At 45.3% G+C, this 12,952-nt stretch carries 11 protein-coding genes; 6 read left to right on the top strand and 5 right to left on the bottom strand.

Going from position 1 to position 12,952, the window contains the following annotated elements; all coding sequences use genetic code 11:
• Positions 1-100 precede the first annotated feature (100 nt).
• Both LU297_RS05790 and LU297_RS05795 read right to left on the bottom strand, forming a co-directional pair.
• Positions 101-334, bottom strand: coding sequence for a YheV family putative metal-binding protein (locus LU297_RS05790; protein ID WP_263075614.1), 234 nt, complete (start codon positions 332-334; stop codon positions 101-103).
• Entirely contained in the window at positions 334-2,442 is a 2,109-nt protein-coding gene (locus LU297_RS05795; RefSeq protein ID WP_432806234.1) for a M3 family metallopeptidase, read from the bottom strand. The genes LU297_RS05790 and LU297_RS05795 overlap by 1 nt, the downstream gene beginning before the upstream one ends.
• Positions 2,443-2,584: 142 nt before the next feature.
• On the opposite strand from LU297_RS05795, the gene rdgB reads away from it, so the two are divergent.
• Positions 2,585-3,193: an RdgB/HAM1 family non-canonical purine NTP pyrophosphatase gene (rdgB, locus tag LU297_RS05800; RefSeq protein WP_263075616.1), complete on the top strand. Its 609-nt coding sequence runs from the start codon at positions 2,585-2,587 to the stop codon at positions 3,191-3,193.
• Between the two features lie 5 nt (positions 3,194-3,198).
• On the opposite strand, the gene LU297_RS05805 is transcribed toward rdgB, so the two are convergent.
• Complete coding sequence (locus LU297_RS05805; protein ID WP_263075617.1) at positions 3,199-3,702, bottom strand: hypothetical protein; 504 nt, start codon at positions 3,700-3,702, stop codon at positions 3,199-3,201.
• Between the two features lie 427 nt (positions 3,703-4,129).
• Here LU297_RS05805 and tig point away from each other — a divergent pair, with 427 nt between their 5' ends.
• The 3 genes from tig (at position 4,130) to clpX (ending at position 7,546) form a co-directional block, all read left to right on the top strand.
• Entirely contained in the window at positions 4,130-5,467 is a 1,338-nt protein-coding gene (gene tig, locus LU297_RS05810) for a trigger factor (RefSeq protein WP_263077341.1), read from the top strand.
• Between the two features lie 144 nt (positions 5,468-5,611).
• On the top strand, positions 5,612-6,232 hold the full coding sequence (clpP, locus tag LU297_RS05815; protein WP_263077342.1) for an ATP-dependent Clp endopeptidase proteolytic subunit ClpP: 621 nt from the start codon (positions 5,612-5,614) through the stop codon (positions 6,230-6,232).
• 21 nt (positions 6,233-6,253) lie between these two features.
• On the top strand, positions 6,254-7,546 hold the full coding sequence (gene clpX / locus LU297_RS05820) for an ATP-dependent protease ATP-binding subunit ClpX (RefSeq protein ID WP_263075618.1): 1,293 nt from the start codon (positions 6,254-6,256) through the stop codon (positions 7,544-7,546).
• 49 nt (positions 7,547-7,595) lie between these two features.
• Here clpX and LU297_RS05825 read toward each other — a convergent pair whose 3' ends face one another.
• Complete coding sequence (locus tag LU297_RS05825; RefSeq protein ID WP_263075619.1) at positions 7,596-8,141, bottom strand: acyl-CoA thioesterase; 546 nt, start codon at positions 8,139-8,141, stop codon at positions 7,596-7,598.
• A gap of 168 nt (positions 8,142-8,309) precedes the next feature.
• Between LU297_RS05825 and fadB the strand changes: the two genes are divergently transcribed.
• Together fadB and fadA are read left to right on the top strand one after the other, a co-directional pair.
• Positions 8,310-10,469, top strand: coding sequence for a fatty acid oxidation complex subunit alpha FadB (fadB, locus tag LU297_RS05830; protein WP_263075620.1), 2,160 nt, complete (start codon positions 8,310-8,312; stop codon positions 10,467-10,469).
• Positions 10,470-10,484: 15 nt separating this feature from the next.
• On the top strand, positions 10,485-11,657 hold the full coding sequence (fadA, locus tag LU297_RS05835) for an acetyl-CoA C-acyltransferase FadA (protein ID WP_263075621.1): 1,173 nt from the start codon (positions 10,485-10,487) through the stop codon (positions 11,655-11,657).
• 93 nt (positions 11,658-11,750) lie between these two features.
• Here fadA and LU297_RS05840 read toward each other — a convergent pair whose 3' ends face one another.
• Complete coding sequence (locus tag LU297_RS05840; RefSeq protein WP_263075622.1) at positions 11,751-12,929, bottom strand: patatin-like phospholipase family protein; 1,179 nt, start codon at positions 12,927-12,929, stop codon at positions 11,751-11,753.
• Positions 12,930-12,952: the final 23 nt, after the last annotated feature.

Raw genomic sequence — 12,952 nt, forward strand, 5'->3', positions numbered from 1 at the left:
AATCCGAAGTCTGATTGGCTTCGGATTTTTTGTGCCTAAGCTGGTAGGTCATACCATGATGATGGGCGAGTTGTGCGGCATCAATCTTGATGATAGATATTCATCTAAATTTGACCACGCCCACCCCGTCAGCTTTGGCATTTTCCTCTTGAATGCGTAAGGTCTCTTCACGGCTGGGACGGCGTTCTTGGTGATTGCAGACAGTGCATTCAATATATTCATCTGGTACGGGTTCGAAAAGCTGCACTTGCACCACGACATCAAGCTGACCGCACTTTGGGCAGCGAACGCCAGCCAGAAACTGGCGTTTTGGTCGATTGGATTGATAACGCATTATTTTAGTCCACGATGACGCAATAAAGCCTCAGCATTGGCTTCTCGTCCACGAAACGCCATGTAGTTTTCTTTGGCGGAGCGAGAACTGCCACGAGCTAGGATTTCTTGGCGGAAGGCTCTGCCAGTTTGTGGATTATAGATGCCTTCTTCTTCAAATTTGCCAAAGGCATCTGATGACAAGACTTCTGCCCAAATGTAAGAGTAGTAGCCACACGCATAGCCGCCTGCAAAGATGTGCGTAAAGCCATTACCAAAACGGTTGTAGCTTGGCGGAATGATGACTGCCACTTCTTCTCTGACTTTATCCATCACGGCAAGAATGTCGTCAAACTCGATGTTGCCAAAGTGATTGATGGTTTTGGTATGCAAACGCAAATCAAATAAACCCAGCTCCATTTGACGCAGTGTCTGTAAGCCTTTTTGGAAATTTTTGGTATCAATCAGTGCATTTAGTTTATCTTCTGGCAAAGGCTCGCCTGTTTGGATATGGCGACTGATGGCACGAATACCCTCAGCATTGATGGCAAAATTTTCCATAAACTGACTGGGTAGCTCGACAGCGTCCCACTCGACACCATTGATGCCAGCAACTGCTGCAACATTGACCTGAGTGGTGATGTGATGGAGAGCATGCCCAAATTCATGGAACAGTGTATTGACTTCATCAAAGTTGAGTAGGCTTGGCTTATCGTCAATGGGCGGTGCAAAATTACCCACGATAAATCCCACAGGCAATGTGCTGTCATTGGCGGTCAGGTTGCGTTTTTGATAATCATCAAGCCATGCCCCACCTTGTTTGCCATGTCTGGCGAACAAATCTAGATACAGACCGCCCAGCAGCTCTTGGCTGATTTCATCATGAATTTGACAGAATAAGACATCATCATGCCAAGCGGTGTAGTCGGCTTTGTCGGCGATGCTTAGCGTGATGCCAAACAGTTTGCGACAAATCTCAAACAAGCCATCTAATACCACAGGCAATGGAAAATAAGGACGAAGCTCATCGCTGGTGAGATTAAATTTGGCAAGTTGTAATTTTTCTTCGATGTATGGAATGTCCCAAGGCATCACTTCATCAATGCCTAAGGTTTTGCCAAAGGCTTGAACTTCGGCATATTCGCTTTCAGCTTTTGGGCGAGCGGCAGCAGAAAGCTGTAATAAAAATTGTTCAATTTGCTCACTACTGTCTGCCATTTTGGTTGCCAATGAGTATTCTGCATAATCCGACATGCCTAGCAGTGCTGCTGCTTGGGTGCGTAGATTGATGATTTTGGTCATCAAAGGGGCATTGTCAAACGCTGTGGTATCAGGGCTTTGGTCGGAGGCACGAGTTGTGTAGGCGTGATAGACTTCTTCACGCAAGACTCTATCATCAGCAAACTGCATGATGGCAAAGTACATCGGAATGTCTAAGGTTGCCACATAATCGGTTGGCAATTTGGCATCTGGATTTTTTTGCTTATAATTATCGCCAGCAGTTTTGAGTAGTGCCAGACCATTTTCGCTAATGCCACTAAGTTCGTGAGCGTGCAATGGACGAGCATAATGATTACTGGCGTCCATGGTGTTGTCGGCAAACTTAGCACTCAGCAAGGACAACTCACTTTGAATTTGGGCAAATTGAGCTTTTTTGTCGTCATCTAGTGCCACGCCTGATAGCACGAAGTTTTGGAGTGCTTTGTTGATGGCTTGGGCGTGAGCGTCTGTTTGGTATGCACCATCTAGTTGTTCAAAATTATCTTGTAAGGTTTTATAAATTTGGTACAACGCCACCGATTGTCCAACTTTGGTACTAAAAGAGGATAATTTTGGCAAAACTTCGTGATGTGCGTGACGGATTTTGTCGTTGCTGACTACATAGTTTAGGTGCATTAATATCCCAGCAGGGCGTTCGATTTTGGCGGTCAATGTATTAAATTGTTCGATGATGTCAATCGCTTGGTCAGGACTAAGCAGGCTAGTGTCGCCCAGATTATCCAAGAAATTTTCAGCATCTAGCAATGCTTGTTCGGTTAATTGTTGGAGTGTTTCTGGGGTCGCTTGACGAAAATCAATCAGTTTTAGGCGACTGTCCAATCGGCTGGTTGTCAAATCAAGTACAGACATCATTATTTCCTTGTTGTTGAATGTTGATTGATGATTTTTTGTCATTCATGCTGATGACAAAACGTGCCATATTATGCCCCAAATCGTGCTACAATGCGATTATTTTTTAGCAAAATTATCTTAAATCATTGAGGGTAGTACAATGCAAACTTGGGTTCTGGCAAGTAATAATCAGGGTAAATTAAGCGAATTTCAAGCCTTATTTGATGGTGCTGATTTGGGAGTGCAAATCGTGGCACAAGGGACATTGGGCATTGATGACGCCATCGAAGATGGATTAAGTTTTGTGGAAAATGCCGTCATCAAGGCACGCCACGCTGCTCGTGCCAGCGGACTGCCTGCCATTGCTGATGATTCTGGACTTTGCGTGCCTGTTTTAGGTAATATGCCAGGCATCTATTCGGCACGCTATGCTGGTACGCACGGTGATGATGCCGCCAATAACGCCAAACTCATCAAAGAGCTGACCCCTTATTTTGAACAAGGGCAGGCGGTATCGGCTTTTTTTGTGTGCGTGCTTGTCTTTGTTCGCCATGCCAATGACCCACTACCCATCATCGCACAGGGCATCTGGTCTGGCGAGGTGTTGTCTAAGCCTGTGGGGGATAATGGATTTGGCTATGACCCACTTTTTTGGCTGCCTGCACTTGGCAAAAGCTCAGCACAGCTTGAAAAAAGCCAAAAAAATCAGCTTAGCCATCGTGGTCAGGCGATGACTAAGCTACTAGAACAAATCAAAACCAGTCTTTAATTTTATCAGCGAAGCCAAGCACGGATTTGCCTGATGTAGTATGGCACTGCTAAGGCTAAAATAGCCAGATTAAGTGCCATCATCACACCAGACGAGGCTGGCAGGTCGGTCCAATGGCGAGCATAAAACTGCACACCGCCCAGCAAAGCCAAGATGAACAACAAGACTTCTTGTAGCCAATCTTGGTGGTGCTGACTGGGTGTAGGGGCGATGTTTTTGGTGTCAATCAGCTTAAATGAGGACAGCCACGCTCTTAGACCAAATATGGCGGCAAATAAGATGACAAATTCCACGCCAAGCATCAGCCATACTGGTGTGCCGATACCATCTAGTGTGCCAAAAATCAGATGAGTCAGGGCAAAAAACACGCCCATATTGGCAGACAAGTACAGCATTGTCCAGTTGATGCTCTCATCTTGTTCTTGTTTGGCTAAGGAATCAAAATCTTGGGAGCTGCGATAAACAAGCTGATAGCGACCGATGGTTAAGATGGGTTTGTTGGCAGTCATACATAATCCTTTATGTGATGATTAAGGTTTGGTACTTATTGCTTGCAAATATGATAAAAATCATAGCAATGTGATAATACACTCAATTCATATCAAAACTGTACAAACCGTTCGCCCTGAGATTGTTGAAGGGTAAAACGGTTTTTCGTTATGGCTTGACAAGCTCGCCACAAACAAAAAACTTTTGCTGGATTTTGAATTTAGTATACAGCAGCCGATATTGATAATCAATACTATTTTTAAGTATAAATAAGAAATTTTTTATGATTTATTGTCAATAAAACTGCTGCCATATTTGCATTGCCTAACACAGTTGTAATCTTGCCCAAAAAATACTATAATGAATGACTTTTATGGCATTTTTGCCAATCAGATTTTATGTTGATTATCAAGTGATTGATGATTGATTGAATTTTTATAAGGTGGAATTATGAGCGATTTACAAGTCTCTGTGAATGTCATCTCTGACAAAGAAACACAGCTAACCGTTAAAGTGCCTGTTGGCAATATCCAAAACCAAGTTGAAAGCCGCATCCGCAGCGTGGCAAAAACTGCCAAGATTGATGGTTTCCGTAAGGGCAAAGTGCCTGTATCACACATTCGTGCCCAATATGGTGCTGGTATCCAACAAGAAGTCATCAACGATGTGATTCGTGATACTGTGTTTGAAGCACTGTCAAACGAAAAAATCCGTGTGGTTGGCGTGCCAAACATCGACGATGTTAAGCTAGAAGATGATTTCTTGGTATATCAAGCAACCGTTGAAACTTTCCCAGAAGTGGAAGTCAAAGGTCTAAGCGACATCGAAGTAGAACGCCAAGTTGCCAGCGTGTCTGACGAAGATGTTGATGTGATGATTGAAAACCTACAAAAACAACGCCAAACTTTTGAAATCAAAGATGGTGCGATTGAAGATGGCGACCAAGCGACTTTTGATTTTGAAGGCTCAATCGATGGCGAAAAATTTGAAGGCGGTAGTGCCACTGATTACACTTTGGTCATCGGCTCAGGTCGTATGATTCCAGGCTTTGAAGATGGCATGAAAGGCATGAAAGCTGGCGAAGAAAAAACCATCACGGTTACTTTCCCAGAAGATTATCAAGCTGAAAACCTAAAAGGTAAAGAAGCTCAATTTGCCATCAAAGTTAAAGAAGTCAAAGTTGCAACTTTGCCAGAATTAAATGATGAATTCTTTGCTTTATTTGGTGTGACCGAAGGCGGTCTTGACAAGCTAAAAGCTGATGTTCGCAAAAACATGGAGCGTGAAGTGAAGCACGCTGGTCGCAACCAAGTCAAGCAGGCGGCTTTTGATGCATTGCTTGAAAAAAATGAGTTTGATGTGCCAAAAGCAATGCTTGACCAAGAGATTGACCGTCAGCGTCAGTTGATGCTAAGCCGTTTTGCTCAGCAGTTTGGTGCAAACCCAGCCAGCTTTGACGCTAATATGCTGCCAAATGAACTGTTTGAAGATCAAGCATTGCGTGCAGTGCGTTTGGGCGTATTGGTTAGCCAAATCATCGAAAGTCAAAAAATTGAAATCGACCAAGAGCGTGTGTCTGCATTCATCGCAGAAGCTGCTGAAAACTATGAAGACCCAGCAGAAGTCATCGAGTACTACACCAATGACAAAGCTCAGCGTGCCCAAGTAGAATCTGTGGTACTAGAAGACCAAGTGGTTGATTATCTACTAAGTCAAGGCAAGGTAACTAACAAAGAAGTCAAATACCAAGAGCTGCTAGCGGCTGCACAGCAACAAGCCATCTAAGCCTAAGTTTGGCTAATTTTGGTTAAACTTATCTTAGCCCCAAACCTGCGATTGGCTTGTTTGGGGCTTTTAGCCTTATTGATGAATGGATTTTTGGTAAATATTATGAATACTCTAAAAAATAATCCTTTTTATGATCAGCTGATGGACAGCTATCATGCACCGCAAAACGCACTTGTGCCGATGGTTATCGAACAATCAGGTCGTGGCGAGCGTTCTTTTGATATTTTTTCTCGCTTGTTGCGTGAGCGAGTGATTTTTTTGACAGGACAAGTTGAAGACAATATGGCAAATCTGATTGTTGCCCAGCTTTTGTTTTTGGAAGCGGACAATCCAGAAAAAGACATTCATTTGTACATCAACTCGCCAGGCGGTGTGGTGACGGCTGGCATGGCGATTTATGATACGATGAATTTCATCAAGCCTGATGTTTCAACCATTTGCTTGGGACAGGCTGCCAGCATGGGTTCATTTTTGTTGTCAGCGGGTGAAAAAGGCAAACGCTACGCACTTGCCAATTCTCGTATCATGATTCATCAGCCTTTGGGTGGTTTTCGTGGTCAGGCATCAGACATTGAGATTCATGCCAGAGAAATCATTGAACTAAAAGCCAAACTTAATCAACTGCTTGCTCAGCATACAGGTCAGACGGTTGAGCAATTGGAAAAAGATACTGACCGAGATAACTTTATGAGTGCCGAACAAGCCAAAGCGTATGGTTTGGTCGATGTGGTTTTGGACAAACGCCCAAAAGCCTTGGCGTAATTGGAGCAGAACGAGAAAATCATGAGTAAAAAAGACCCATCAAGCTGTTCGTTTTGTGGTAAATCCAAGCCAGAGATTGACAAACTCATCGCAGGCAACGAAGAGGGCGTGTGCATTTGTAATGAATGCGTGGAAAATTGTGGTGATTTGTTGGGCTTAAAACCAACCAAGACCGCCAAAAAAAGCGATGACAAAACCAGCTTTGAAAAAGAGCAAGACAGCGACCATGAATCGACTTGGGAATGGCTAAATAAACCACTGCCTACTCCTAAGCAGTTACGAGAGCATTTGGACGATTATGTCATCGGGCAAGACGCTGCCAAAAAAGCCTTGTCAGTGGCGGTGTACAATCATTATAAACGCCTAAAAGTTGCCCAAAATCAGCAAGAGAATCAAGAAACGATTGAGCTTGCCAAAAGTAATATTTTGTTGATTGGACCGACAGGTTCGGGCAAGACTTTGCTTGCACAGACTTTGGCAAAAATGCTTGATGTGCCATTTGCGATGGCGGACGCAACCACTTTGACTGAGGCTGGCTATGTGGGTGAAGATGTCGAAAACATTGTCCAAAAGCTACTTCAAGCGGCAGACTATGACATCGAAAAGACCCAAAAGGGCATCATCTATATTGATGAGATTGATAAAATCTCCAAAAAGAGCGAAAACCCGTCCATCACCCGTGATGTGTCAGGCGAGGGTGTGCAACAAGCCTTATTAAAACTTATTGAGGGAACGGTTGCCAACATTCCTCCACAAGGCGGTCGTAAGCACCCACGCCAAGAGATGATTCAGGTGGATACCAGTAACATATTGATGATTGTGGGTGGGGCGTTTGCAGGACTTGATAAGGTCATTCGTCAGCGTACTGAGAAGACAGGCATTGGCTTTAATGCTGATGTCAAGGCACAGGACGAGTCGAGCATTACTGAGCTGTTTGGCGAAGTGGAAGTGGAGGACTTGATTAAATTTGGTCTGATTCCAGAGTTAATCGGTCGTCTCCCAGTCATCGCAAGTCTTGCAGAGCTTGATGAAGCGGCATTGGTGCAGATTCTAACTGAGCCAAAAAATGCTTTGGTGAAACAGTATCAGTATCTGTTTGAGATGGAAGGCGTGAAGCTAAGTTTTGAACCAGAGGCTTTGGTTGCCACCGCCAAGCAAGCGATGAAGCGAAAAACAGGAGCAAGGGGCTTGCGTTCAATCGTTGAGAATGCTTTGTTGGATACGATGTACGAGCTGCCAAGCATGCAAGGTATTAGCGAGGTGGTGGTTACTGCCGAAGTGATTAACGAGGGAAAATCGCCAATAATCCGCTAACTGACAATCCCCAAGTAAAATGCTTGGGGATTTTTATCGGCTTGATGACTTATTTTGTAGGAAAGGTGCGTAGTTTGTCGGCATCAATCCACGCTTGAACCCAAGTGTCTGGCTCGATGATAAGGTCGCCATGACCGATGGCATCAAGTACCGTCTGTGCTGGCAAGGTTTTGCCTGACAGCAGATTGGTAACACCTGTACGCAGCAAAGCGTGCGAGGCAGGCTTGCCATTGCAATACATTACTTGTTCAATATAAAACCAGCGTTCATCAATGGCAGCAATGCGAGTATCAATGCGAATTTTATCAAATAATCGCACTCGTTTGCGGTATTGAATGGTGCTACCAGCGACAACTAAGCCCCAGCGATTGGCGAGCAGTTTTTTGCCAAGCCCTGAACGAATGGCAAAATCATTTCGCCCCAAGTCGAACAAGGTCAAAATTCTGCCATTGTTCATTTCCAAAAAATTATCAATATCATTGATACTGCAAATAAACTCAACCTGACTGGTGTCGGTTGGTGCAAGCGTGTTGCCTTTTAGGGTGTGATAACTGCTTTTGCCAATGGTTTTGGCAAGACGAATGAATGGGTACATATGTTTACTTGGTGAAAATTTGGCTAATGATAGCAAAAATCCATGAATCACTAGAATAAAAATCATGACCCATCAGTCATTTTTCATCATCGCCTGATGTGCCAATCCACCAATGGGTGTGCTATATTAGCAAAACAATGATGACAAACCTTTTAATCAGGAGAGTTTATGATTTATCAAGGAAATAATCTTTGGCTGGACTTTGTCAAAGATGGCGATGGCATTGTGCAGCTGTGTTTTGATGCCAAAGACGGTAGCGTCAATAAATTTGACAAAACCACCAATCAAGAATTTGCCGAAGTGGTTGGCGTGCTTGAACAAACACCAAACATCAAAGGCTTGGTACTGACTTCCAATAAGTCGGTCTTTATTGCAGGGGCGGACATTACCGAATTTGTGGGGTATTTTGGACAGCCTCAGGAATGGCTTGAAAACTGGCTATTGCAGGTCAATCAGGTATTTAGCCGTTTTGAGGATTTGCCATTTCCAAAAGTCGCTGCCATTGGCGGTGCGGCATTGGGCGGTGGTTGTGAGATGACTTTGGTGTGTGAATACCGAGTGATGAATGGTTTGGGGCAAATTGGATTGCCTGAGACCAAGCTGGGTATTTATCCTGGTTGGGGCGGCACGGTGCGAGCCAGTCGTCTGATTGGTGTGGACAATGCCTTAGAGGCCATCGCCACAGGCAAAACCTATCGACCCTTAGATGCCCTAAAAATTGGTCTGGTTGATGCTGTGGTGGCTGATGAGCAGTTGTTTGATTCAGCGATGGATTTGGTGCAAAAGTGCATCAATGGTGATTTTGATTGGCAAGCTCGCCGTATTGAAAAACAAAGCCCCATTCAGCTTGGCGAGCTGGAACAGGCGATGGCATTTAATAGTGCCAAAGGCATGATTTTTGCCAAAGCCAATCCAAAACAATATCCAGCGGTTGCGTTGGCACTTGATGCCATTGAAAAACACGCCAATTTGCATCGTGATGAGGCGATTAAAATTGAGGTCGCAGGTTTTGCCAAAGCTGCCAAAACCTTGCAAGCACAGGCGTTGGTTGGATTATTTTTAAACGACCAACTGGTCAAAAAACTTGCCAAATCACACAGCAAGCACGCTCATGACATCAAGACGGCAGCCGTGCTTGGTGCAGGGATTATGGGTGGCGGTATCGCTTATCAAGCAGCGGTTAAAGGTCTGCCCATCATCATGAAAGACATTAAATCAGCCCAATTAGAACTCGGCATGAACGAGGCTGGCAAACTGCTTGCCAAAGAAGTGGACAAAGGCAAAATCAACCCAGTCAAAATGGGACAAGTGCTATCAACAATCCGACCAACGCTAAGCTATGCAGATTTTGGCGAGGTGGATATTGTCATTGAGGCGGTGGTTGAAAATCCAGCCATCAAAAAGAGCGTGCTTGCAGAGGTTGAGGCACTCACCAAAGATGATGCCATCATCGCTTCTAACACTTCAACCATTTCTATTACCAACCTTGCTACTGCGTTAAAACGCCCAGAAAATTTTGTGGGCATGCACTTTTTTAACCCTGTTCATCGAATGCCTTTGGTGGAAATCATCCGTGGCGAAAAGACCTCTGATGAAGCAGTGGCAACAACTGTGGCGTTGGCTCAAAAGATGGGCAAAACACCGATTGTGGTCAATGATTGCCCTGGATTTTTGGTCAATCGTGTGTTATTTCCTTATTTTGGTGCGTTTGATTTGCTCATCAAAGAGGGGGCTGACTTTGTTCAGATTGACAAAGCGATGGAGCATTTTGGTTGGCCAATGGGGCCTGCGTATCTGATTGATGTGGTGGGCTTGGATACAGGTGTGCATGGTGCAGCCGTGATGGCAGAGGGTTTTCCTGACCGCATGAAGCCAGATTATACAGGTGGTATTGAGCATCTGTATGGACAAAATCGTTTGGGTCAAAAAAATCAGCTTGGCTTTTATCGCTATGAAATTGATAAAAAAGGCAAACCAAAGAAACTGGTCGATGAAACAACTCATCAGCTATTGGCAGAGGTACAAACAGACAAGCGAGCCTTTGATGACCAAGAAATCATCGACCGCATGATGGTGGCGTTTTGTAATGAAACGGTGCGTTGTTTGGAAGACAATATCGTGGCAAGTGCTGCCGAAGCGGACATGGCGATGATTTTGGGCGTGGGATTTCCGCCATTTAGGGGCGGTCCATGTCGCTACATCGACCAAATTGGCGTTGAGGCATTTGTGGCATTGTGTGACCGTTATGCTCATCTTGGTAAGGCGTATCAAGCTCCTGACAAGCTGCGTCAAATGGCACAGACTGGCGAAACTTTTTATCAATCATAATATAAGGAAATCATCATGACTGTACTAAATCCAACCGATGTGGTGATTGTTGATGGTGTTCGAACTGCCATGGGTAAATCCAAAAATGGTATGTTTCGCCATGTGCGAGCTGATGAGTTGTCAGCCGCATTGATTCGTGCGTTGATTGAACGAAATGACATTGACCCTGCTCAGTTAGAAGATGTGATTTGGGGCTGTGTTAATCAGACTTTGGAGCAGGGCTGGAACATTGCTCGTTATGCTTCTTTGTTGGCAGGCGTGCCAAAAACTGTCGCTGCTCAGACGGTCAATCGCCTTTGCGGTTCATCGATGCAAGCATTACATACAGCTGCTGCCCAAATCATGACTCATCAAGGCGATATGTTCATCATTGGCGGGGTGGAGCATATGGGTCATGTGGGCATGACGCATGGCATTGACCCCAACCTAAAAGCCTCCAAGCACTTTGCTCGTGCTTCAAACATGATGGGCTTGACCGCCGAAATGCTGGGGCGTATCAATGGTATTAGCAGACAAGAACAAGATGTGTTTGCCCTAAATTCCCACCTAAAAGCCGCCAAAGCCACCCTAGAAGGTAAATTTGCCAATGAAATCGTGGGTGTAGAAGGGCATGATGAGGCGGGAAATTTGCAGCTATGCAAGACAGATGAAGTCATTCGTTTTGATGCCAATTTAGAAAGCCTGCAAAAACTTAAACCCGTCTTTGACCCTGCCAACGGCACAGTAACGGCAGGCTCTTCCTCCGCTTTATCTGATGGAGCGTCTGCCATGCTGGTAATGTCCGCTCAAAAAGCCAAGGCATTGAGACTAAAACCACGAGCCAAAATCCGCTCAATGGCGGTGGCAGGCTGTGATGCTGCCATCATGGGCTATGGACCTGTGCCAGCCACCCAAAAGGCACTGAAAAGAGCAGGTTTGTCATTGGCGGATATTCAGACCATTGAGCTTAATGAGGCTTTTGCAGCACAGGGCTTGTCTGTGCTAAAAGGCTTGGGACTGTATGACAAACAAGACATTGTCAATCATCATGGCGGTGCGATTGCGTTAGGACATCCATTGGGTTGTTCTGGGGCAAGAATCACCACCACACTCATCAATGTGATGGAACAACAAGATACCCAGCTTGGGCTTGCCACGATGTGCATTGGTTTAGGTCAGGGTATTGCCACCATCATCGAGCGAGTATGAGCCAGCCTTGTTTGTTGATGGATACACGCCAATCATTAAAAAAACCGCTTGTCCTTATCATCCTAGGGCAAGCGGTTTTTTGATGGGTGCTGATTATTGAGTTGTGCCAACAAGGGTATATTTGGCGTTTTGTATGGCGTCTTTGATGGCGGGTATTTGGGCAAGTGTCGCTTGATAGCCAGATGTTATCAGAGCTTGGCGGTCTTCTTGATTAAAACCAACTTTGTATGTCTGTGGCTGAATCAGCACATCGCTTGCCTTAATGTCAGCAGCTTTGGCTTTATTGTTGATGCCAATATTGCCCAAAAATTGATAAAATTCCTCTTGGCTTTTTGGCAAAGTATTGGGCAGACCTTTTGGCAGGGGAATTTCAGCAATCTGTGGAAAAGCACCCAGCACGCCACCGATGATTTCTCCTAAGGGCAGCTCAAACGGCAGGTCTTTGGTGGCTTGGTCAATCTGTGATAAATCGATTGGGATATTAAAGGTGTCTTTGCCCCATTTGGCGGTGATGCCTTTATCGTCTCGACCGATGGAGATGGTGTTATTGGTGTTCTTGTCTTGATGTTCTAGGTCGTGTTGTGCGTTGGTGCGGTCTTTGGCATTTGCCATGATATCCACGCTGATGACGACATCTACCCCAAGTTCTTTGGCGATGGCGGCTGGCAGTAAAGCGGTGTTTGAGCCGTCAATGTATTTTTTGCCAGTATCGACTGGAATGCGTGGCGGCACAAAGAAATTTGGCACGCTGGCAGAGGCTTGCACCATCAGCCCTGTCTCGCCTGATGAGAATGCCACCGCCTTTTTATCCTGCATGTCAGTTGCTACCGCCACAAAACGAATGGGCAGCTGCTCGATGGGGCGATTGCCAGTTTGGGCGTTGATGTATTGGCGTAGCTTTTCCCCTGTTGCCAAGCCTTGTTTTGATGGGCTAAAATCAATCAGCTCATGTGGCGATAGTCGCAAGGCAATGCTTGTTAGACTTTTGCTGTCTTTGCCAGAGGCGTACATCGAGCCGACAATCGCCCCAGCACTGGTACCGACCACCATATTAGGATAAATGCCGTTTTCTTCTAGTGCCTGAATCGCACCCACATGAGCAAAACCACGCAGACCGCCACCGCCCAGCACCAATGCCACCACAGGACGCTCTGGTGTGGCAGGTTTGACGGTGGTTTTTGGGGTGGTTGATGGTGCATCAATCGAGCTACACGCTGTCAGAAAAATCGCTGATAAAGAGGTGGCAACTGCCGTACGAAGTGCTGTATTCATAATCAACCTTGTGCTGGTTTGGC

This window comes from Moraxella nasicaprae (genome assembly GCF_025643275.1).
In the GTDB taxonomy this organism is placed as follows: domain Bacteria; phylum Pseudomonadota; class Gammaproteobacteria; order Pseudomonadales; family Moraxellaceae; genus Moraxella; species Moraxella nasicaprae.